Annotated in this window: 20 protein-coding genes; 11 read left to right on the forward strand and 9 right to left on the reverse strand. The window is 70.8% G+C overall.

Annotation, left to right across the window (positions count from 1 at the left end; translation table 11 throughout):
* Positions 1–64: 64 nt before the first annotated feature.
* The 3 genes from AB0J69_RS37765 (at position 65) to AB0J69_RS37775 (ending at position 4,060) form a co-directional block, all read left to right on the forward strand.
* Entirely contained in the window at positions 65–1,630 is a 1,566-nt protein-coding gene (locus AB0J69_RS37765) for an LCP family protein (protein ID WP_364127717.1), read from the forward strand.
* Between the two features lie 175 nt (positions 1,631–1,805).
* Positions 1,806–3,041 carry an acyltransferase family protein gene (locus AB0J69_RS37770; protein ID WP_364127720.1) on the forward strand — a complete coding sequence of 412 codons (1,236 nt, stop codon included), beginning with the start codon at positions 1,806–1,808 and terminating at the stop codon, positions 3,039–3,041.
* A gap of 56 nt (positions 3,042–3,097) precedes the next feature.
* Positions 3,098–4,060 (forward strand): glycosyltransferase, encoded by a 963-nt coding sequence (locus tag AB0J69_RS37775; protein WP_364127723.1) that lies wholly within the window; start codon positions 3,098–3,100, stop codon positions 4,058–4,060.
* On the opposite strand, the gene AB0J69_RS37780 is transcribed toward AB0J69_RS37775, so the two are convergent.
* Positions 4,057–4,965 carry a hypothetical protein gene (locus AB0J69_RS37780; RefSeq protein ID WP_364127726.1) on the reverse strand — a complete coding sequence of 303 codons (909 nt, stop codon included), beginning with the start codon at positions 4,963–4,965 and terminating at the stop codon, positions 4,057–4,059. The genes AB0J69_RS37775 and AB0J69_RS37780 overlap by 4 nt on opposite strands.
* Entirely contained in the window at positions 4,958–5,416 is a 459-nt protein-coding gene (locus AB0J69_RS37785; protein ID WP_364127910.1) for an RNA polymerase sigma factor, read from the reverse strand. Before AB0J69_RS37785 ends, AB0J69_RS37780 begins: the two co-directional genes overlap by 8 nt.
* 93 nt (positions 5,417–5,509) lie before the next feature.
* On the opposite strand from AB0J69_RS37785, the gene AB0J69_RS37790 reads away from it, so the two are divergent.
* The gene (locus AB0J69_RS37790) at positions 5,510–6,223 is read left to right on the forward strand and encodes an acetoacetate decarboxylase family protein (RefSeq protein WP_364127727.1); all 714 of its coding nucleotides are present in this window, start codon (positions 5,510–5,512) and stop codon (positions 6,221–6,223) included.
* Positions 6,224–6,239: 16 nt separating this feature from the next.
* Here the strand turns inward: AB0J69_RS37790 and AB0J69_RS37795 are convergent, their stop codons facing one another.
* The 6 genes from AB0J69_RS37795 to AB0J69_RS37820 form a co-directional block, all read right to left on the reverse strand.
* Complete coding sequence (locus AB0J69_RS37795) at positions 6,240–7,124, reverse strand: glycosyltransferase (protein WP_364127730.1); 885 nt, start codon at positions 7,122–7,124, stop codon at positions 6,240–6,242.
* Positions 7,125–7,307: 183 nt separating this feature from the next.
* Positions 7,308–8,075 carry a CDP-alcohol phosphatidyltransferase family protein gene (locus AB0J69_RS37800; RefSeq protein WP_364127733.1) on the reverse strand — a complete coding sequence of 256 codons (768 nt, stop codon included), beginning with the start codon at positions 8,073–8,075 and terminating at the stop codon, positions 7,308–7,310.
* Positions 8,053–9,093 carry an iron-containing alcohol dehydrogenase family protein gene (locus tag AB0J69_RS37805; RefSeq protein ID WP_364127913.1) on the reverse strand — a complete coding sequence of 347 codons (1,041 nt, stop codon included), beginning with the start codon at positions 9,091–9,093 and terminating at the stop codon, positions 8,053–8,055. Before AB0J69_RS37805 ends, AB0J69_RS37800 begins: the two co-directional genes overlap by 23 nt.
* A 28-nt stretch (positions 9,094–9,121) precedes the next feature.
* Positions 9,122–9,856 (reverse strand): phosphocholine cytidylyltransferase family protein, encoded by a 735-nt coding sequence (locus AB0J69_RS37810; RefSeq protein WP_364127736.1) that lies wholly within the window; start codon positions 9,854–9,856, stop codon positions 9,122–9,124.
* Positions 9,857–9,933: 77 nt separating this feature from the next.
* Positions 9,934–10,542 (reverse strand): DUF5941 domain-containing protein, encoded by a 609-nt coding sequence (locus AB0J69_RS37815; RefSeq protein ID WP_364127738.1) that lies wholly within the window; start codon positions 10,540–10,542, stop codon positions 9,934–9,936.
* Positions 10,543–10,553: 11 nt separating this feature from the next.
* Positions 10,554–11,972, reverse strand: coding sequence for a CDP-alcohol phosphatidyltransferase family protein (locus AB0J69_RS37820; RefSeq protein ID WP_364127742.1), 1,419 nt, complete (start codon positions 11,970–11,972; stop codon positions 10,554–10,556).
* A gap of 223 nt (positions 11,973–12,195) precedes the next feature.
* Here AB0J69_RS37820 and AB0J69_RS37825 point away from each other — a divergent pair, with 223 nt between their 5' ends.
* Positions 12,196–13,470 carry a bifunctional cytidylyltransferase/SDR family oxidoreductase gene (locus tag AB0J69_RS37825; protein ID WP_364127745.1) on the forward strand — a complete coding sequence of 425 codons (1,275 nt, stop codon included), beginning with the start codon at positions 12,196–12,198 and terminating at the stop codon, positions 13,468–13,470.
* Positions 13,471–13,496: 26 nt separating this feature from the next.
* Complete coding sequence (locus AB0J69_RS37830) at positions 13,497–15,233, forward strand: CDP-glycerol glycerophosphotransferase family protein (RefSeq protein WP_364127748.1); 1,737 nt, start codon at positions 13,497–13,499, stop codon at positions 15,231–15,233.
* Here AB0J69_RS37830 and AB0J69_RS37835 read toward each other — a convergent pair.
* Positions 15,230–16,246 (reverse strand): glycosyltransferase family 2 protein, encoded by a 1,017-nt coding sequence (locus AB0J69_RS37835; protein ID WP_364127751.1) that lies wholly within the window; start codon positions 16,244–16,246, stop codon positions 15,230–15,232. The two genes, AB0J69_RS37830 and AB0J69_RS37835, sit on opposite strands and share 4 nt — an antisense overlap.
* A gap of 81 nt (positions 16,247–16,327) precedes the next feature.
* Between AB0J69_RS37835 and AB0J69_RS37840 the strand changes: the two genes are divergently transcribed.
* The 5 genes from AB0J69_RS37840 to AB0J69_RS37860 all read left to right on the forward strand — a co-directional run bounded on the left by AB0J69_RS37840 (position 16,328) and on the right by AB0J69_RS37860 (position 20,875).
* Positions 16,328–17,764, forward strand: a complete 1,437-nt coding sequence (locus AB0J69_RS37840; RefSeq protein ID WP_364127754.1) for an LCP family protein — start codon at positions 16,328–16,330, stop codon at positions 17,762–17,764.
* Positions 17,765–17,798: 34 nt separating this feature from the next.
* Positions 17,799–18,149, forward strand: a complete 351-nt coding sequence (locus AB0J69_RS37845; protein WP_364127757.1) for an STAS domain-containing protein — start codon at positions 17,799–17,801, stop codon at positions 18,147–18,149.
* 222 nt (positions 18,150–18,371) lie between these two features.
* Positions 18,372–19,217, forward strand: a complete 846-nt coding sequence (locus tag AB0J69_RS37850) for a GNAT family N-acetyltransferase (RefSeq protein WP_364127760.1) — start codon at positions 18,372–18,374, stop codon at positions 19,215–19,217.
* Positions 19,214–20,053: an LLM class flavin-dependent oxidoreductase gene (locus AB0J69_RS37855; protein ID WP_364127762.1), complete on the forward strand. Its 840-nt coding sequence runs from the start codon at positions 19,214–19,216 to the stop codon at positions 20,051–20,053. Before AB0J69_RS37850 ends, AB0J69_RS37855 begins: the two co-directional genes overlap by 4 nt.
* 93 nt (positions 20,054–20,146) lie before the next feature.
* Positions 20,147–20,875: a hypothetical protein gene (locus tag AB0J69_RS37860; RefSeq protein ID WP_364127764.1), complete on the forward strand. Its 729-nt coding sequence runs from the start codon at positions 20,147–20,149 to the stop codon at positions 20,873–20,875.
* Positions 20,876–20,902 lie beyond the last annotated feature (27 nt).

The following is a 20,902-nucleotide window of genomic DNA, read 5'->3' on the forward strand; positions in this document are numbered from 1 at the left end:
GAGCGTGCCGGTAGTCGATTCTTTGCAGGACCGCCGAGCGGCCCCCACGCAGCCGGGCAGCAGGATGGCGCGCAGAGCGGCCGCCGCGGCCGCGCCGCCACCGCCGCCCGACGACCGGCCCCCGCGCGGTCACCGCTCGGGTGGCCAGGGCGGCGGCCAGGCCAAGATGCGCGTGCTGGCCTGGGTCAGCATCGGCGTCACCACGGTGATGGTGGCGGGCGCGCTGACCGGTTACACGATCTACCGCGACACCTTCGGCAACATCAACGAGAAGAGTGTCAAGGAAGACATCATCAACCCGCGTCCCCCGGACACGGGCGCGCTCAACGTGCTGCTCGTCGGCTCCGACACGCGTGCCGGTCAGGGCAACGCCAGGTACGGCCAGCAGCTCGCCCGGCAGGCCGACGCGGGCGGCAAGCGCACCGACACCATCATCCTCATGCACATCTCCCCCAACCGGGACAAGGCCCGCCTGATCAGCTTCCCGCGGGACTCCATGGTGCAGATCCCCAGGTGCAAGAACGAGGCCACCAAGCAGGAGATGGCCCCGCGCCGGGACATGATCAACTCGGCGTACAACTCCGGCGGCATCGCCTGCACGATCTCCACGATCGAGACCCTCACCGGCATCCGCGTCAACCACTTCGTCGAGGTGGACTTCAGCGGCTTCAAGAACATCGTGGACGCGCTCGGCGGCATCGAGATCTGCCTGAAGTCGGGCGTCAACGACAAGGCCTCCAAGCTGGTGCTGCCGCCCGGCAAGAGCCTGCTCAACGGCGAGAAGGCGCTGGGCTACGTCCGCCTGCGCAAATACGGCGACGGCAGCGACATCCAGCGCATCAAGCGCCAGCAGATCTTCCTGAGCAAGGTCGTCTCCAAGGCCACCAGCAGCGAGCTGCTCACCGACGTGGGCCGGCTCAGAGACTTCATCGCGGCCGCGGCCAGCTCGGTCACCATGGACCCGGAACTGGCCAACGACACCGAGCAGCTCATCCAGATCGCCACGAGCGCCAAGGAGATGACCGCCAACGGCGTCAAGTTCACCACGGTGCCGTGGGGCCCCGATCCGGCCGACCCCAACCGCGTGGTCTGGAAGGAGCCCGACGCCACCGAGCTGTTCACCTCGATCAAGACCGACACCGAGGTCACGACGCCGGAGCCGAGCGCGAGCGCCAGCGCCAAGCCCAAGGTCACCATCAAGCCGGAGCAGGTGAGGGTCCAGGTGCTCAACGGCACCAAGACCATCGGCAAGGCCCGCGAGGTGGCCGACGAGCTGGCCAAGCAGGGCTTCAACGTCGTGGGGCTGGGCAACTACGAGGCGCCCGGCGGCGCGAGCCTGGCGAAGAGCGAGATCCACTACGCCAAGACGATCGAGACGGCCGCGGACCACGCCATCACGCTGGGCGGTTCGGTCCTGCCCAAGCCGCAGGCCGCGTCGGGCAAGGTGCCGGCGACGAACGCGCAGCCGTACATGACGACCGCCACCACGGCGGGAGCCGCGCCGAAGGGCACGCCGATCATCCAGCTCGTGGTCGGCGAGGACTTCGACTCGGTCAAGGTCACCAAGCTGCCCGACAGCGTCAACAACAGCACGATCACCGCGTCCGAGCAGAAGAACGTCTGCACGTAGAGGCTCCAAGTTCCCTGTGTAACCGGGCATTCTGGGCCTCTCCGAGAGACAGGACTGCGAGGGCGGGATAGTCTGTTGCGGGTCGGCGACGCAGCGCGACACGGAGCCGAAAGGTTTTGGATCGTGCTGTCGTCCGTGTTCCCGGGCCCCGAGCGAAGCTGAGCGACTTCCCCCTGTGTCTGACACCAGATCCTCCCGACCGGCCACGACCCCGCGAAGCCCGGACGAGGACGGGCCCGCCAACACGGGAGCCCGATGGCCGCTGCCGGAGGAGACCTTCTGGAGTGAGGCCACCGATCCGCACGGGGCGGCCCCCGGCGAGGAGGCCCGGCCCCAGACGGCGGTGGCCCAGGCCCCGGCGTCCGGAGAGCGGCGCGAGGAGCGGCCCGAGCCGCAGCGGCAGCCGGAGCAGCCCAGGCGCAAGCGCGACCCGTTCCTCGACAACGTCAAGTTCGTCCTGATCGCGCTCGTGGTGGTCGGCCACTCGCTGGTGCCCACGCTGTCGGCCGACTCCTCCAGGGCCCTCTACATCTTCATCTACACCTTCCACATGCCGCTGTTCGTGCTGATCAGCGGCTACCTGTCCAGGAATTTCTGGAACTCCAACGCCAAGACCAACAAGCTGGTCGACACGTTCCTGGTGCCCTACGTCATCGTCGAGGTCGGCTACGCCGCGCTCCGCTTCGGGCTGGGCCAGAAGTGGAGCCTGACGATCATCGATCCGGCGTGGCTCAACTGGTACCTGCTGGCGCTGCTGTTCTGGCGGTTGTCCACACCAGTGTGGAAGCGGATGAAATATCCGGTCCCGGTGGCCATCGCGATCTACCTGTTCGCCGGGTTCTCCCAGATCGAGGGCGACTTCAGCATGGACCGCTTCTTCGGTCTCATGCCGTTCTTCGTGATCGGCCTGGTGATGCAGCCCGAGCACTTCGAGATGCTCAACCGGCGCTGGATCAAGATCGTCTCGGTGGTCACGGTCCTCGGCGCGGCGGCCGTGGCCATCTACATCGCGCCCAGGGCGCCGCTGGGCCCGTTCTACTACAAGAACAGCTTCCAGGACCTCGACATGTCCTGGTGGATGGGGCTGGGGGTGCGCGCCGGGCTGCTGGTGTGCGCGCTGGCGATGTGCTTCGCCGTGCTGGCCCTGATCCCCAGGGGCGAGACGTGGTATTCGGATCTGGGCACCCGCACGCTCTACTGCTACCTCCTGCACGGCATCCCGGTCCTGATCGCCAAGGACCAGGGCTGGCTGGAGCTCCCGTGGCTGCACGGGCCGCTCGGCGTGCTGGCGATCAGTTCGAGCTGCTTCGCGCTGGCCATCGTGCTGTGCCTGCCCGAAACCCGGACGGTTTTCAAGTGGGTTCTCGAGCCTCGCCTGGTCTGGCTCTATCGCCGGCCCTCCCGAAGTTAAGCAGCCGTTCCACCCGCATTAACGCCTTTGACCTGGTAAGCGCGGAGCATCGACACATGCGCGCATGTGTCGCCACCACCGTCCATCATCCCGAGGACGCCCGGATCATGCACAGGCAGATCCGGGCGCTGCTCGACGCGGGCCACGAGGTGACCTACGTCGCGCCGTTCACCTACTTCAACGTGACCCCCGCCATGGGGCTCGCCGCCGTGGACGTGGCACGCAACGCCACGTACGGCAGGGCCCGCGCGGCGCTCAGACGCGGCCTGCGGGCCGCCGACCTGTTGATCGTGCACGACCACCGGCTGCTGCGCGCGCTGCCCTACCGGCGCCCTCCGGTCGTCTGGGACGTACGCGAAGAGGTCACCCCCAGGCAGCTCGCCCGGGCCGAGCGGCGTCACCAGGTGGTCACGCCCGCCGTGGTCCCGGAAGCGACCCTGGTGTCGTCCAGCCCGCCTCCTCCCGGCGACACCAGGGTCGTGCACATCGGCCGCCTGTCCGCCGAGCGCGGCGTGACGGAGCTGATCGGGCTGGCCGAGCGCCTGGTCCCGCACGGCATCAGGCTGGACCTGATCGGCGCCGCGGCCCGCGACGTGCGCCCGCTCCTGCGGGACGCGCAGCGGGTGGGCCTGCTCGACTGGTTCGGGTACGTGCCCAACCGGCACGCCCTGCGCATGGCCGAGGGCGCGCTGGCCGGCCTGTCGCTGGCCGATGACACGGTGCGGACGGTGCCCACGAAGATCATGGACTACATGGGCCGCGGGCTGCCGGTGATCACGACTCCCCAGGGCGGCTCGCTGGTCGAGGGGGCGGGGTGCGGGCTCGTGGTGCCCCTCGACGTGGACGCGGTGCTGAACGCCGTACTGGACCTGAAGGAGGATCCGGTGCGGCGGCTGAAGCTGGGCGGGCTCGGGCACGCGGAGGCGCGTCTGCGCCACCACTGGCCGGACCACGCCGCGGCCTTCGTGCGCCGCGCCGAGTCGTGGGCGGGCATGGCCACGCACGCGCTGGCCGTCTAGGGGCGGTCGAGGTCGAAGGTGGCGTCGGCCAGCCGGATCGTGCGCACGCGCGGGTCCTCGATGAGCTCGCGCAGCTCCTCGACCGAGGCGAGCTGGTCCACGTAGGCGTAGGCGAGCCCGTCGCCGGCCGCCTTGCGCAGCCGGGCCAGGGACAGGTCGAAGCGGCGCAAATTCGCGTCGTCGTGCTCGCGCAGCAGGCCGGTCCAGAAGCGGAAGTTGTCCAGGCCGACCCCGCACCCCTGCTTCCCCTCGGCGGACTCGCCGCGATCCCAGGTGATCTCACCCCAGGTGATGGGCAGCGAGCCCGTCCTGCGCTCGTAGACGACCCGGTCGGCGCACGACTTGTTCCGGTCGAGGAACGCCTTCAGCTCGTTCTCCTTCAGCGGCGCCGCGAACTCCACCACCGCCAGCGCGTTGAGCCCGTCCGGCAGCCTGGCCAGCACCTTGCGGACCTCCTCCTTGGCGGCCAGGTCGCCGCCGACGTCGTACAGGGCGAAGGAGAGCCTGGTGTTGGCGGTGCTGCCCAGCGGCAGGTGGCCCACGCGGCCGAAGAAGTCCTGGCTGATCGTGTACGTGTCGCCCCCGGCGGGCCAGAATCCACCGACGGCCCGCAGCGGGGACGCGGTCACCTCGAACGACATCGACACCGGCGTGGTCTCGCAGCAGCCGCCCACGGTCACCTCGTACGCCGGGTTGTAGAGCTTGAAGGCGGTGCCGAGCACGTCCGTCATGCGCCGCTCCCGGTCGCCGCGCTCCTGGACGAGGGTCGAGCCGACCGTGGCCACCAGCGCGAGCGCCAGCAGGACCGCCAGGACGTTGGTGGTCGTCCTGAGCAGGCCCCGGCGGACCGCCCGCCTGGTCAGCTTGGGATCAAAGTCCGGCACTTCCGGAAAGTCATCAGGCATGGGGAGCTCCGTAGATGTCGGCGAAGGCGTTCCTGGCCCGCCAGAGGGCGGTCTTGATCGAGGCGTGCTTCCTGCCGGTCATCGCGGCCACCTCCACCAGCGAGAAGCCCTCGAAGTAGACCAGCCTGAGCAGCCTGCGGTGCTGCTCGGGGAGCCGGTCGAGGGCATCGCGCACGTCGAGTGCGGCCACGTGGAGCGGCGGCACGCCCAACTCGCCGGCGTCGGGCAGGGGCAGCTCGCGGCGCGTCCGGCGGATGTGGTCGACGAGGACGTTGCGCGCGATCGTGAGCAGCCACGCGGCCGGGTTCTCGCCGCGCCAGCCGAGCAGGGCCCTGGTCGCCTTGACGAACGTCTCCTGGGCCAGGTCCTCCGCGAGATGGGGGTCACGGGTCCTGCGCAGGAGGAACCCGCACACGAGCGGCCAGTGCTCGCGATACAGCTCCTCGATGATGACGCCCCCCGAGTTCTTCCGAAAGTCACATCACACCTAGACGCAACCGGGGCGGGAATGGTCACACGGCTTGCCGGTTGATGTACTTGTCCCATGGCATCGCATCAGATCCAGGGCCGGACGGTGGGCATGCCCGTACGGGTGCGGGACGCCGAGGTGTGCAGCGCCCTCTACCCCGTGCGGGCCGACGCCGCGCGGGCGGTGATCGCCTACTCCGGTCTCGACGTGGCCGAGGTCCTGCCCGGCAAGGCCGTCTGCGTGCTGCTGTTCGTGGACTACCGCGACGGCGACCTCGACACCTACCACGAGTTCGGCATGGCCTTCCTGGTGCGCCCTCCGGGCTCGTCCGGCTCCACGCGGGCGGCGGACCTCCGGCAGGCCGGGGTGTTCGTGCACTGGCTGCCGGTCGACCAGCGGTTCACGCTGGAGGCGGGGCGGACGTTGTGGGGGTTCCCCAAGGAGCTGGCCGACATCGAGCTGCGGCTGGCGTCACCGTACAAGAGGTGTGTCCTGCGCAAGGACGGCCGGCTCGTGCTCGACATGCTGATCAAGCCGGGCGTGCCGGTGCCGGGCGCCACCGCGATGGCGCCCCTCGACGCCTACACGCACCGCGACGGGGTCACCCGGCGGGTCCCCTGGTCCGTACGCGCGCGCGGCGCCAGGATCCGCCCCAGCGGCGCGCTGATCCGCCTGGGCAACCACCCCATCGCCAAGGAGCTGAGCGAGCTGGGGCTGCCCAAGCGGGCCATGTTCAGCACGACGATCGCGCACGCGGCGATGACCTTCGGCGAGGCGGCCCAGCTCTGACCCGCGGGCGGCGGTCTCAGACGATCGGCGGGCGGCCGAGCTTGACCATCCGCCAAGCCGTGCGCCACGCCATGGGGCGGCGCTCGCCCGCGGGGCTGCGCAGGCCCTCGAGGAAGCCGGAGAACCACGCCTTGAGCGCGCCCGACGAGCCGCGCTCGCGCAGCAGGGTGAGCACGACCCAGTTGGTGAGGTAGAGGGCCGCCAGCGGCCACGGCAGGTTGCGCCGGGCCAGCCAGACCCGGTTGCGGGCGTTGAGCCGGTAGAACTCGGCGTGGCGGGTCGGCGGCACCTGCGGGTGGTACATCACCGTCTCGGCGTCGTATTCGATCCGGTAGCCCTCGCCCAGCAGCCGCCAGGCCAGGTCGGTCTCCTCGTGGGCGTAGAAGAACTTCTCCGGAAGCCCGCCCACCTGGAGGAACGCCGAGCGCCTGATCGCCGAGGCGCCGCCCAGGAACGTGGTGACCGGGGAGGAGCGCTGCGGGTCGCCGGCGCGCAGGCGGGGCACGTGGCGCCGCTGGCCGATGCCCCCGTCGGGGTCCATGACCCGGAAGGAGATCACCGCGAGGTCGGGCTCGGTGGCGAAGCGGTCGCGTACGTGCGCGACGACCTTCTGGCTGGCATACCAGCCGTCGTCGTCGAGAAAGAGCACGACGTCTCCCGAGCACTCCTCGACGCCGCGATTACGGCCGGCGGGGATGCCCGTGTTCTGGTCGAGCCGGATCGCTTTCACGACCGCGGCCGACCCTTCGGGTGGCGTCGCCGACACCTCGGGCACGTCGGCGCCGTTGCCTACGATCACCACCTCGACGTCGCCGTCGACCTGGTTGAGCGCTGACTCGACCGCCCGGTTCAGCTCCGCGACCCGGTTGCCCATGGTGAGGATGACGCACGAGATCTTCAACGAATCATCGTCCTGACGCGTTGAGAACACGGGCGGAGCATTCTTTCATGATCACCGAGTCTGCTGGTCTGCATGGTCTGGATGGTGAAGCTAAGCGTATCGGAACCGACAGTGAACCCCCACCGAACGGCGGACGTCCGATCAATACGACGGACGACGCCCACCTTCGGTTCCGACCTGAGGTCAAGCAAGTCGCCTCGATGCCATGATGCTGATCAGGTGCAGCACGGTCTGCACGGCGGCGGCGAGCAAACAGGCCACGACGAGCACCCTGGTGGCCGTCAAGTTCCCGGCCACCGCGTCGATCACCGCGGTGCCCAGCGCGAGCAGCGAGAGCTCGATCGGCTGCACGATCCGGTGGAACTTCGTCGCCGCCAGCACCCGCCGGCCCAGGCCCAGCAGCCCGGACCTGAACTGCACGGCCGACGCCTCGGTCGCGGCCCCCAGCCCGCCCTTCGCCCGGGCCACCTCGACCAGGTCGCTCTCCGCCTTGATGAGGATGGCGCCGAGCGCGGCGGCGAACCCGAACACGGTGTACCAGTCGGGCAGCACCTCCGAGGCGCGCCAGCCCAGCCCGGCCAGCACGGCGGCCTCGGCGAAGTAGGCGCCGACCCGGTCGAGGTAGACGCCGGCCAGCGACGTCTTGCCGGTCCAGCGGGCCAGCTCGCCGTCGGAGCAGTCGAGCAGCAGATAGACCTGGATGAGCAGGGCGGCCAGCACGGCCGCCCAGAGCCCCGGCAGGGCCAGCACGAACCCGGCCGCCACGCCCACCACCGTCATCACCCAGGTGAGCTGGTTGGGCGTGACGGGCGTCTTGGTCATCAACCAGGTGACGTAGATGGACAGGCGGCGCATGTAGAGCACGCCCGCCCAGTGCTCGCCGTTCCTGCGCTCCAAGTGGCCCGGCGGCTGGGCCACCTGCCGCAGCTCAGCTACCGAAGGCGCGGACATAGTCCCCCACCCGATCGCGGATCTCGGAATCCTGCATGCGCAGGTGCTCCAGGATCGTGTAACGGCCGGGACGGGTGGCCGGGGCCAGCGCGACGACCTCGGCGAACTGCTCGGGGCTCAGCCCGATGTCGGCGGGGACGACGGGCAGCTCGTGCCTGCGCAGGCAGTTGACGACCTGTTTGACGCGGGCGTCGTCCTCCCTGAGGAAGAAGCAGAAGGCGGCGCCGATGCCGGCGAGCTCGCCGTGGTTGGAGGTGCCGGGGAAGAGCTGATCCACGGCATGAAGGATCTCATGGTCTCCACCGCTGGCGGGCCGGGACGAGCCGGCGACGACCATCGACATGCCGGACAGGATCAGCGACTCGGCCAGCACGGTCAGGAACGCGTCGGACTCGATGGAGTCGGTGCGCCCGATGAGCGCCTCGGCGGCGGTGCGGGACATCGAGCAGGCCAGCCCGTCGATGGGCTCGCCGCGCTCGACGTTGCCGAGCTGCCAGTCCTCGATGGCCGACAGGTTGCTGACCACGTCGCCCACGCCCGCCCGGACCAGCGACTCCGGCGCGTTGTGCACGAAGTCGAGGTCGACCAGGATGGCCAGCGGCATCGGCACCCCGAACGAGCCCTTGCCGCCCTCGTAGACCAGGGAGGCCGTGGGCGAGCAGATGCCGTCGTGGGAGAGGTTGGTGGCCACCGCGACCATGGGGATGCCGGCCAGCGAGGCGGCGTATTTGGTCACGTCGATCGTCTTGCCGCCGCCGACGCCCACGACCACCTCATAGGCCGCCTTGCGCAGGTCGGCGCCGAGCGAGACGGCCGCGTCGACCGTCCCGTCGGCCACCCTGAACACCTCGGCCTCGCCCAGCGTGGGCGCGATGAGGCTCTCGATGTGGTCGCCCTGGCCGGGGCCGACGGCCACCGCGACCCTGCCGGAGGTCGCCACGCGGCTGTCGGCCAGCAGGGCGCCGAGCTGGGCCACCGCGCCGCGCCTGACGTCCATGGTCAGCGGCGCCGGCAACATCCTCGCTAGAAGCGGCATCCGCGCCCCCTCAGTAGTGAACGGCTATGGCGCGGGCCTTGGCCAGGTCGTCGTGGTTGTCCACCTCGACCCAGTCGACCTCTCCGATGGGCGCGGCGTGGATCAGCTCGCCGCGGTCGACCATCTCCTGGTAACCGTCCTCGTAGTAGAGCTGCGGGTCGCGTTCGAACGTCGTCCTCAGCGCGTCGGCCAGCCCCTCGGCCGCGCCCGGCCGGATGAGGGTGGCCCCGATGTACTCGCCGTACGCCTCCGCCGGGTCCATGAGCTTGGTGATGCGGCGCAGCGACCCCTCGGGCGAGAGCGTGACCTTCATCTCCTCGTCGGCCAGCCGCTTCACGTTGTCGACGGCCAGCAGGATGTCGCTCGTCTCCGGGGCGGCCAGCAACGTCTTCTCGACCGAGACCGGGTGCACGGTGTCGCCGTTGACCAGCAGCACGCCCTGGGAGAAGTAGTCGCGGGCGCACCACAGGGAGTAGGCGTTGTTCCACTCCTCGGCCTTGTCGTTGTGCACGAGGGTGAGCTTGACGCCGTGACGCCTCTCGAGGTCGTCCTTGCGATCGTGTACGGCCTGCGCCGCGTAACCGACGACGACCACGACCTCCCGCAGGTCCACCTCGGCGAGGTTACGCAGCGAGATGTCCATGATCGTGGTTTCGCCGTCGACCGGCACGAGCGCCTTGGGCAGCGTGTCGGTATACGGCCGCAGGCGTCGTCCGGCCCCAGCGGCCAGAACCATTCCCAGCAACGTGCACTCCTCAGTCGAGCATGACTCCGTTGGCCCAAAGAGTATTCGTCTTTGGACCCCGTGCGGGTAATCCGGCGTTAGTCTTGCGTTCCCATATCGGTCGCTTCCACCCCGGATCGGGGCGCGGCCAGCCAGCAGGTCAGACTCTCCCAGCCGAACAGCCCCCACAGGTAGGCGGCGAGCACGACGTAGCCGCCGGTCAGCCATCCCGACAGGGCGGCCAGCGAGACCACCATCATCCGGCCGTCCCAGCCGAGCCCCGCCGTGGCCAGCCACGGCGGCGGGTAGACGCGCTGGCGCAACCGGTAGACCAGATCGTAATGGTGGAAGCCTAGCGCGCCGTGGAGCAAGAAGATCAACACGGGGTGCACCTGATGGGCGAACCCCACCGCCGCGATGAAGGTGTACTCGATGAGCCGCAGGATCGGCGGCACGAGCCAGTCGAACCGGCCGTCGTGCGGATGCGTGCTGCCCGGCCCGGCCAGCAGCAGCGTCACGGCGGGCGCGAACACGGCCAGGCCGTCGGACCCGGCCACCCCGATCATCAGCAGCACGCCCGTCACGAACGTGCCGGCGATCACCGGGGGCAGCGGCGGGAGCTGCCCGGCGACGAGCAGGCCCATGGCCCGCGAGAGCGGCCCGTCGTCGCGGTAGGCCACGACCGTGCTGTTGGGGACGGGTGTCATGTGGACCGAAATCACCTTGCCGACCTCGCGATCCGTCCGGCGAGCTGGTAGAGGGCCGCCACGCCGCCCCAGCAGAGCAGGGCGAGGAACGTGACCCGGGCGTTCCAGCCGGCGGCGGTGACCGCGATCAGGGCCGTGCGCTCGCCGATGGGCAGCACGACGATCTTCTTCAGCCAGCGCGCGATCGTGTCGCGTTCGAGCCGCTGGGCGAACCGGAGCACGCCGCCGTGGTCGCGCCGGGCGTCCCTGGACTCCAGCAGGGAGCGCGCGGGCCGGCCCCACATGGCCCCGATGCGGGCGGCGTCGGCCTGGGCCCCCGCGTACGTGTAGTCGATGGCGTGCCTGACGACCTGCAGGATCATCGCGGCCACGGCGAGGTACCAGATCTCGGTGCCGCCGAAGCCGAAGGCCAGGCCGATGTAGACGGCGTATTCCTTGAGCCGGTCGGACATGCCGTCGGCCCAGGCGCCCAGCGGCGAGAACGCGCGCGTGTAGCGGGCCAGCTGCCCGTCGAGGCAGTCGAGCGCGAACGACAGGTAGAGCAGCACGGCGCCGGCCAGCCGCCCGCCCTGGGTGCCGGCCGAGAACCAGACCGCCGCCAGCAGCGCCAGCCCGGCCGAGACGCCGGTGACGGTGTTGGGCGCGAGCTTGAGCCGCACGGCGGGCTTGATCAGGTGGCGGGTCCAGGTGGAGACGAAGAAGGTGGTGAAGAAGCCGTCGTCCGCCTTGACCGAGGTGTCGAGCCGGACCCTGGCCTCGTCGACCTCGGCCAGCCGGGTGACGGCGGCGTCGGCGGCGTTCTGGCCGGTCACCCGGTCGGCGTGCAGCGGCCCGATCGCGGCCGCCCGCACGGTCACGCCCGACCTGACGAGCCCGACCAGCAGCAGGTCCACCGCCTCGACCGGGGTGACGGGGCCGAGCTTGCCCGTGTCGGCCAGCTCGGCCAGCTCCTCCGCGATGTCGGCCAGCGAGGCCAGGTCGGCCTCCCCCGTCTGCAGCACGCCCCTGAACGTGGCGTTCGCCTCGGGGACGAGGTGGAAGGAGCTGCCCGCCGCGACGATCCGGCCGCCCTCGACGCGTACGGGCGGGCGCATGGGCGTGGCGGCGGCGTCGTGGGAGATCAGCGCGGCGGTGTCGCGCGCGGGATGCTCCAGCAGCAGCGCGAGCGCCTCCGTGTGGGCCACCAGGTCGGCGGGCAGCACGGCCACGGCGCCCGTCGTCGTACGCGCGATCTTGGCGACGCCGCGCAGGTCGGCCCCGAGGCCGCCGCCGGCGTTCAGCACCAGCACCTCACGGACGGGCAGCGAGGTGATCTGGTCGTGGAGCCGGTCGAGCAGCGTGCCGTCGCCGCTGTGGAGCCTGCAGGCCGGTGTGGTGGCGAGCAGCACGACCGACGTGGTCGTGCTTTCGCGGGTCAGTGAGTCGGGCAAAGCGCCGGTCTCCTCCCGGTCGGGGTGGAGCACGTGGACTTGGGGGGTACGTAGACACAGCGTAGCGACAGGTCAACGCGATATCACGGAGCAGCACCGTTGCGCTGCCGGCAAGTCTGGCCGGTGTGCCCGGACCGCCCCGATCGCCGGGTTTCGTGTGGAGCCGGGCTCCGTGAGCCCGGGAGCATCCGGTTGAACAGGGGATTTCCATTACGCTGCCGGTATGGACGCACGGCTGCGGTCGGTTGGGGTGCTCCTCGCGGGTGGCGTGGGGCAGCGGGTCGGGCTTGGCACGCCCAAGCAGCTCATCGAGGTGGCGGGGCGGACGATCATCGAGCATTCGCTGGCCGTGTTCGAGGGCGCGCCGGAGATCGACGAGATCGTGGTGCTGATGACGCCCGGATACGCCGACCGGGTCCGCGAGATCGTGGCCAGGGGTGGATATCGCAAGGTCAGCCGGGTCGTGGACGGCGGCGCGAGCCGTACGGAGAGCACGTGGCGGGCGCTGGGCGCGCTCGGCGCCGAGGAGTGCAACGTGCTGTTGCACGACGCCGTACGCCCCCTCCTGGAGCCCCGGATCATCACGGAGTGTGTCAGGGCCCTGGAGATCCACGAGGCCGTCAACGTGGCGATCCCGAGCTCCGACACGGTCCTGGTGGCGGCCCCCGAAGCGGGCGGCGAGGTGATCGGCGAGGTGCTGGACCGGTCGCGGCTGCGGCGCAGCCAGACCCCGCAGTGCTTCCGGCTCTCGGTGATCCGCGAGGCGTACGAGCGGGCCATGGCCGACCCCGGCTTCGCCGGCCTCCCGGCCACCGACGACTGCGGGGTGGTGCTGCGCTACCTGCCCGAGGTGCCGATCCACCTGGTCCAGGGCAGCGAGCACAACATCAAGGTCACCCATCCGGGCGACCTGCACATCGCGGAGCTGCTCCTCCGGCTGCCCGTCCCCGTGCCGCCCGGCGACGCCAGCACGCTGGCCGGGCAGGTCGTCGTGGTGCTCGGCGACTCGGAGATCGCCGGGGTCGCGGCCGGTCACGGCGCCAGGGTGCACGTCCTGACCAGGGCCGACGGCGTGCGCGTGGAGGACTTCGACTCGGTGGCCAAGGCGCTGGACGACGTGGGCGGGGCCGACCACGTGGTGGTCGCGGCGGGCGCGGGCCACACGGCCGGCCTGGCGGAGGCGAGCGGTGAGACGGTCGCCGACGTGGTCGGCGCCGGTCACCTCGGCGCGCTCAACGTGGCCCGCGCCGCCCGGCCGCACCTGCGCGGGAGCCTGCTGCTGCAGGTCCCGCCCGGCTCGGGCGCCCTGCACGCCTCCGGCGCGGCGGCGGTGGCCGCGCTGGCCCGGGCGCTGGCCGTCGAATGGGCCGCCGACGGCATCCGGGTCAACTGCATCAATACCGGCGCGTCTCCGCTCCGGGTCGCGCAGACCTCGCTGGACATCCTCATCTCCGACCTATCAGGGCAAGTCATAGACGTGCGCGTTGACGGCGCTTGACCTGGGGGTTGTTACCGTGCGATCGCATGAGGAGACTCATCGTGATCGCGGCACTGCTCGGCTGCTACCCGTTGCTGCTGGTGGCGGCGCTCTGGCCGGCGCCGGTGCTGTTCGGGGTGGCCGCCGTGGCCTCGTACGCCATCGAGTGCGTGGCCCCGCGCGCCGCCCGTCCGCTCCCTGAGCTGCTCGGCAAGGTGCATCTCGGCACCACGCTGCGCTTCGCGGCCCGGGAGACCATGGCGCTGCTGCTGGTGGCGCGCACGGCGGGGGCCGACTCGCCGTGGTTCGTGGCGCTGGCGGCCGGCGTGCTCGCGATCCACGCGGTGCGGGCCCTGCACACCGGGCTGGCCATGCGGCTGCGGCAGATGCTCAGCATGATGCCGGTGACCACCCGCAACCTCGACGTCTCCGCGCTGCGCATCCCCAAGATGCCGCCCCCGCCGCTGCGCGACGCCCGCAGCCTGCCCTTCCTCTTCCTGGACGTGCTGCCGGTGCTCGGCGCGGTCCTCGGCCCCGTCGCGGCCACGCTCGGCGCGGGCCTGGCGCTGGTCGCGGGCCTGGCGGGGGCGCTCGCGCTCATCCCGTACGTACGCCGCGCCGCGCCGCTCACCGACACGGCCAGGGTCCTGGAGGTCGTGGGCGAGCAGGTCGAGAGGTACAAGCCCGAGGTCATCCTGTACTTCTCCGGCGCCACCGCGGCCGCCTACCAGGCCAGGATGTGGCTGCCCACGCTGGAACGCATCAACCGCCGCGCGATCGTCGTCCTGCGCGAGCGCGGCATGGCCAGGCACCTGGAGTCCACCAGGCTGCCGATGTTGTGCATCCCGTCGTCGGCGGACCTGATGAGCTTCCGCGCGCTGGCCAACGCCCGGCTCTGCCTGTACGTCTCCAACGTCGGCAGGAACGTCCACATGCTGCGCATCCCGACCCTGCGCAGCGCGTTCCTCAACCACGGCGACAGCGACAAGGAGGCGTCGTTCAACCCGTTCTCCCGGGTCTACGACGAGGTGTGGGTGGCCGGGCCGGCCGGGCGCGACCGGTACCGCCGGGCCAAGGTGGGGGTGCGGGACGAGAACATCCACGAGGTCGGGCGGCCGCAGCTGGAGGGCATCTCGACGGAGGGGCCGGGGCTGCCGTACCGGACCGTGCTGTACGCCCCGACCTGGGAGGGCTGGAACGACGACCTGTTCCACACCTCGCTGATCACCATGGGCCCGCGCCTCGTGCGGGCGCTGCTGGACCACCGGCCGCCGCTGCGGGTGATCTACAAGCCGCACCCGCTCACCGGCCACCGCGCCAAGAGCGCCCTCCGGGCGCACCGGAAGATCGTGGCCATGATCGAGGCGGCGGAGCTGGCCAAGTCGAAGGCCCGGCACCCGTCGCGCGCGGAAGGGACGGAGCCGCGGATCAGGCACCTGATCGTGACCGGGCCGGAGCCGCACCTCTACGACTGCTTCAACGAGTGCGACCTGCTGATCAGTGACATCTCCAGCGTGGTGGCCGACTTCCTGGCCAGCGAGAAGCCGTACGCGGTGACGAACGTCTCGGGCCTGCCCGAGCGGGCCTTCTACGAGCGTTACCCGAGCACCGAGGCGGGGGTGTTGCTCGGCGAGGACCTGTCGGGCCTCGCCGAGTTCTTGGACGGGGAGGACACCCTGGCCAGGGCCAGGGTCAAGCTGCGGAGCTATCTGTTCGGGCCGGAGTATCCGGACGCGCTGACCCGCTTCAACGCCGCCGTCGAGCGGGTCTTCTCGGGCTCCTAGCCGGGTGGCCTGGCCAGCTTCTTCGGGCTGGTGAGGAAGCCCCAGCCCCAGGAGCAGTGCATCGTCGCGTACACGAGGGGCAGCCGCAGCTTCGCGCTCATGGGCAGCCCGCCGCCGGTCAGCGCCGAGCCCGCCACGATGGCCAGCGCGTAGCCGCCGGGCACGATGAGGCCGAGCGGGAAGAACGGCGAGACGACCAGCCCGAGCAGCATCGCCAGCACGGCGGCGGGCGGCGCCAGGTAGCGCAGGTTGATCGTGCCCTCGTGGGTGCGCGAGACCACGCGGCGCCAGCGGCCGTAGTGGAAGTACTGCTTGGCCAGCGCCTTCACGTTGGGCCGGGGCCGGTAGGAGACCCGCATGCGCGGCTGGAACCACACCAGGCCGCCGCTCTGGCGGATGCGGTGGTTCATCTCCCAGTCCTGGGCCCGCTGGAAGTGCTCGTCGTAGCCGCCGACCCGGTCGAGCGCCGAGCGGCGGAAGACGCCGAGGTAGACGGTGTCGGCGGGACCGGCGGTGCCGCCCACGTGGAAGGCGGCGGCGCCCACACCGATCTTGGACGTCATGGCACAGGCGACCGCCTGCTCGAAGGGCGTGATCCCTTCGGCCGCCATGATGCCGCCCACGTTGTCGGCGCCGGTCTCCGCCAGCGTCTCGACCGCGACGCGCAGGTAGTCGGAGGGCAGCATGGCGTGCCCGTCCACCCTGGCGATGATGCCGTTGCGCGAGGCGGCGATCGCCGCGTTGAGGGCGTTGGGGGTGCGGCCTGTCGGGTTGGGCACGACCGTCACCCGGCGGTCGGCCGCCGCGATGGCGTCGGCGACCTCCTGGGTGCGGTCCTGGGACGGACCCACGGCGAGAACGACCTCGATCTCACCGGGGTAGCTCTGGGCGAGGACCTGGTCGACGGCCTCGCGAAGGTGCCGCTCCTCGTTGAGGACCGGCATGACGACGGAGATGGGGGGCCAGCCGCGCGTCTCCGCGGGCGCGTGCGGCGAGTCGGGGAACTGCTTCATGGCGGGGCTCACGCTACTGTACGACCAGGGGAGGAGGGCAATCGAAAGCTTGATCCTCCGGGGTGACAAAAGGGGGACGGGATGCGCGACCCGGCCGAGGAGGACGGCGGTGTGCTCGTGGGCGGCGACGCCTACGGTGGCGTCAAGCTCGCACCCGCCCGCACCCGGAAGCCGCGCAGGAGCGCCAGGGCCCGCCGCCGCAACGTGCTGGTGGCCGGCTTCCTGTCCACCGGGGTGCTGGTCACGACGGGCGTGGTGTGGGCGACCCCGCGCCAGATCGGCACCGTCGACGCCGGCGTGACCGCCTCGTCCAAGGGCGCCGAGAACATCCTGCTGGTCGGCGTCGACAAGCGCGACGACCTCACCCGCCAGCAGCAGAACCGGCTCAAGCTGGGCCGCGAGTCCGGCCAGCGCACCGACACCATGATGGTCATCCACCTGTCGGAGGACCACAAGAAGGTCACCGTGGTGAGCCTGCCGCGCGACACCTGGACGACGATCCCGGGCAAGGGCGACCACAAGATCAACTCTGCGTACCAGTTCGGCGGGCCCAAGCTCGCCAAGCAGACCGTGGAGGCGGCCACCGGGCTGCAGATCAACCGCTACATCGAGGTCAACATCCTGGGCTTCATCGACGTCGTCGACTCCCTCGGCGGGGTCACCGTCTGCACGCCCGTGCCGATCAACGACACCAAGATCGCGCTCAACCTGCCCGCCGGCACCCACCAGCTCGACGGCGTGCGCGCGCTCGGCTACGCCCGCACGCGCGCCACCGGCCGCGCCGACCTCGACCGCATCGACCGGCAGCAGCAGGTCATCTCGGCCCTGCTCAACCGGGCGCTCAGCGCCGACACGCTGGCCAACCCGGGCAAGCTGGCCTCGTTCGTCAACTCGACGCTCAGCACGGTCAAGGTCGACCCCGACGACGGGCTGATCGGGCTGGCCACGCAGTTGCGGGACGTCTCGCTCGGCGACGTGAAGTTCGCCGAGGTGCCGCTGTCCGACGTGGACTTCAAGACGCCCACCGGCGAGTCGGCGGTCCTGTGGGACAAGCAGGCGGCGCGCGACATGTTCACGAAGATCAACGCGGACCAGGACCCGGCCAAGCCCACCCCGACCGCCTCCGCCACGCCGTCGAACAAGCCGTCCCCGATCGCGCCCGGCCAGATCTCGCTCAAGGTGAAGAACGGCACCCTGATCACCGGCCTGGCCGCGCGGGCCAAGACCGCGCTGGTCGAATCCGGGTTCAAGGTGCCCGGCGAGCCGGGGAACACCAGCAAGAAGGACTACAAGAAGACCATCATCCGCTACGGCGAGGGCCTGGAGGCTTCGGCGAAGGTCGTCGCCACCGCCATTCCCGGCGCGGAGCTTCGAAAGGTGGACATCAAGGGCATCGAGCTGATCCTCGGCAGCGACCAGCCGAAAATCGGGAAACAGTCGGCGACAACCACCCCATCCGCCAAGCCCAGCGTTACACCAACGACCAAAACGGCAATGCAGAACATATGTAAGAAATAGGTATAACTATCTGGGTATCGGGCAGGTGAGGCCCATGGTGGTCAGGTGTTGGCGGGAGGACCCCTGTACGGTGCTGCACGTCGTGGGCGATCTCGACGTTGCCGGCGCTCCGAGACTGCGGGCGGAGCTGGAACAGGCTCTGGCCGCCGCCGACCCGCTCAACGTGGTGGTGGACCTGACCGAGGTGCCGTTCTGCGATTCCGTCGGGCTCGGGGTGCTCGTGGCCACGCTGAACCACGTCCAGCACATGAACGGCCGCATGATCCTGGTGCTCGCGCCCGGCATGATCCGCCATCTGCTGACGATCACGAACCTCGACCGGCATTTCGAGACGAGCGGTTCCCTGAGCGAGGCGCGCGCGGCCCTGAGCGACGCCGCCGCCTGAGTCGGACTGAGCCCGCCCGCATCCGGCTGAATGCCGTCTGAGTGCGGCCTGAGTATCGCCTGAGTGCCGTCGTGGTGCCTGCCGGAATGCCGCTTGAGTACCGTCTGAATGCCGTCTGAATCGAGCGGCGCAAAAGGCCGGAGGTGTGCGAGAACATGGTCATGTCATCGCGGGCACACCTCCCCACGACCCTCTGAAAGTCGCGGGAGAGCCCCCTCACATGTGGAGGCTTTCACGTTGTTCGAGCAGTTCCCCGAGCCCGCGCGCTCTCAGCTCAGGTCCGCCTTCGACGAGGGCAGGAGCCGGCCTGAGTGGTGTTTCGCGGAAGGGCCCGCCCGGCTCGCGTACTGGGCGCCCTTCGCCGGCTCGGAGCCAGTGATCGTCTGGCAGTTCGACCCGGGCCCCGATCCGGTCGCCGCCGCCGGGCTGCTGCGCCGCAGCCTGGACGAGATGGGGCTGACCAAGATAATCCACGACATCTCGCTCCCGCCCGGGCTCGCCCCTGTCGTCGACCGCGCCGTCGAGCACGAGGCCCTCATCGGGGCCGGGTTCACGATGGAGGTGGAGCGGCTGCTGCTCGAATGGGTGGCCGGCAGCGACATCCCCGACGATCCGGGCAGGCTGACCTACCGGCCCGCGCGCCGCATGGACCCCTCCGAGGTGATCGACATCCTCGTACGCATCTCCGAGGGCTCCCTCGACCACGACACCCGGGTCGAGGTGGCGACGTCGGGCGCCGAGAAGGAGGCCCGGTGGATGTACGACGACCTGATGAACCGCAAGGCCAAGCCCGGCTGGTTCGTCATCGGCCATCTCGATGACTCCCCCGTGGGCCTGGTGGCCCCAGACGACCACTCCATCGCCTACATCGGCGTCATGCCCGAGCACCGCGGCCGTGGCTACGTCAACGACCTCCTGGCCCGGGGCACCCGCACGCTCGCCGAGGCCGGCGTGCAGCGCATCGTGGCCGCCACCGACCTCGCCAACGTCCCGACCGCCGACGCGTTCCGGCGTGCTGGATACTCGGAGACCGGCCGACTGTTCCGCTATTACTGGAGGGCATCGTGAGACTGGGTGTCATGTTCGACCGAGGGCTGCCGCCCGAGCAGCTCATCCCGTTCGCGAAGGCGCTCGACGAGACGACCGTCGGGGACCTGTGGGTCGTGGAGGATCTGGGCTGGACCGGTGGCATCTCGGCGGCCGCCACGGCGCTGGCCGTCACCTCGCGGCTGCGCGTCGGCATCGGCATCACGCCGGCGCCCCTGCGCAACCCGATGTTGCTGGCGATGGAGCTGGCGAACCTGGAGCGCGTGCATCCGGGGCGGCTGGCGGCCGGGATCGGGCACGGCGTGCAGGAGTGGATGCGCCAGGTGGGCGCCGCCGTGCCGTCGCCGCTCGCCCTCCTGGAGGAGACGATCACGTCCGTACGCGCCCTGCTGCGCGGCGAGACGGTCACCCTGCACGGCCGGGCGGTCCACCTGGATGGCGTGTCGCTGGTGCACCCGCCGGCGGTGCCGCCGCCCGTGCTGGCCGGGGTGAAGAGCCCGCGCTCGCTGGCGCTGTCCGGCCGCGTGGCCCAGGGCACGATCGTGCCCGAGGGCGTGGGGCCCGCCGACCTGCCCGGGATCATCGAGCGGATCGGCGGGGAGGAGGACCACGAGCTGGTGGTCTTCACCTACCTGCACACCGGGCCGGACACCGGCGAGGTCACCCGGTCGATGGTGGAGGGGCAGGCGGGCTTCCTGGGGGTCGCGCCGGAGGACGTGGTCATGGCGACCGGGGCTCCGGAGGAGGCGGCGGCGCAGGTCAAGAGCCTGTGGGCGGCGGGGGCCGACACCGTGGCGGTGCGGCCGCTCGGCACCGACCCGCTCCGGCACGTGGAGGCGCTGCTCTCGGCCCTGTGACCCGGGGCGCCGGGAGGATCCGGCCGAACGGCCGATGGCGGGTCGGCCGGATGACCGATGGCCGCCGGGCCGCGCTCGGCCACGATCGTGGGCATGAGGCAATTCGCGGCATTCGCGGCATGCGCGGCGCTCCTGGCAGTGGCGACCGGCGGCTGCGGCGTGGACCTGACGGCCGAAGAGGTCCACGCCGCCCAGTCGTTCCCCTTCGCCGGGCCGGCCCTGACGATCAGATCCTCGCTCGGCGGCGTACGCGTCGTGCCCGGCATCGGCGGCACCGTACAGGTGGAACGCTGGCTGAAGGGCAAGGCCGTCACCGACGACCCGGCCTGGTCGCTGCGCGACGGCACCCTGAGGCTCAGCGCGGACTGCAACATGGTCCTCGGTGACTGCGGCGCCCGCTACCACGTCAAGGTCCCGCCAGGAGTGCGGCTGTCGGTCGACGCGGCGGACGGCGTCATCCTGAACGGCCTCACCCAGGACGTGGACGTCTCCAGCCGGGACCGCATCCAGGTGACGGGCGCGTCGGGACGGCTGCGGCTGCGCAGCGAAGGCCCGATCACGGGCGAGGGCCTGAAGTCCGCCTACGTCAGGTGCCGCACCTCGGACGGCGCGATCGACGTGTCGTTCGCCGGCCCGCCCACCACCCTCGACCTGCAGTCCCTCGACGGGAGGGTGACGGCGCGGGTGCCCTCCGGCTCGTACGCGGTGACGGCGAGCAGCAAGGAGGGCAGCGAGCGCACCGAGGTCCGGCACGACGCCAGGAGCGCCGGCACGATCACCGCCCGCAGCACGTCGGGCGACGTGCGGATCCTGCAGAGATGACGGCGGGTGCGGGGCCGGTCAGCGGCA

The organism is Nonomuraea sp. NPDC049709 (assembly GCF_040674815.1).
GTDB lineage: Bacteria > Actinomycetota > Actinomycetes > Streptosporangiales > Streptosporangiaceae > Nonomuraea.

Bases quoted from the DNA above. Each gene is read 5' to 3' on its own strand.
- AB0J69_RS37840 (WP_364127754.1), top strand. From the start codon at position 16,328: ATGCGCGACCCGGCCGAGGAGGACGGCGGTGTGCTCGTGGGCGGCGAC.
- AB0J69_RS37815 (WP_364127738.1), bottom strand. From the start codon at position 10,542: ATGACACCCGTCCCCAACAGCACGGTCGTGGCCTACCGCGACGACGGG.
- AB0J69_RS37800 (WP_364127733.1), bottom strand. From the start codon at position 8,075: ATGTCCGCGCCTTCGGTAGCTGAGCTGCGGCAGGTGGCCCAGCCGCCG.
- AB0J69_RS37845 (WP_364127757.1), top strand. From the start codon at position 17,799: ATGGTGGTCAGGTGTTGGCGGGAGGACCCCTGTACGGTGCTGCACGTC.
- AB0J69_RS37830 (WP_364127748.1), top strand. From the start codon at position 13,497: ATGAGGAGACTCATCGTGATCGCGGCACTGCTCGGCTGCTACCCGTTG.
- AB0J69_RS37765 (WP_364127717.1), top strand. From the start codon at position 65: ATGGCGCGCAGAGCGGCCGCCGCGGCCGCGCCGCCACCGCCGCCCGAC.
- AB0J69_RS37835 (WP_364127751.1), bottom strand. From the start codon at position 16,246: ATGAAGCAGTTCCCCGACTCGCCGCACGCGCCCGCGGAGACGCGCGGC.
- AB0J69_RS37825 (WP_364127745.1), top strand. From the start codon at position 12,196: ATGGACGCACGGCTGCGGTCGGTTGGGGTGCTCCTCGCGGGTGGCGTG.
- AB0J69_RS37775 (WP_364127723.1), top strand. From the start codon at position 3,098: ATGCGCGCATGTGTCGCCACCACCGTCCATCATCCCGAGGACGCCCGG.
- AB0J69_RS37860 (WP_364127764.1), top strand. From the start codon at position 20,147: ATGAGGCAATTCGCGGCATTCGCGGCATGCGCGGCGCTCCTGGCAGTG.
- AB0J69_RS37780 (WP_364127726.1), bottom strand. From the start codon at position 4,965: ATGCCTGATGACTTTCCGGAAGTGCCGGACTTTGATCCCAAGCTGACC.
- AB0J69_RS37805 (WP_364127913.1), bottom strand. From the start codon at position 9,093: ATGTTGCCGGCGCCGCTGACCATGGACGTCAGGCGCGGCGCGGTGGCC.
- AB0J69_RS37790 (WP_364127727.1), top strand. From the start codon at position 5,510: ATGGCATCGCATCAGATCCAGGGCCGGACGGTGGGCATGCCCGTACGG.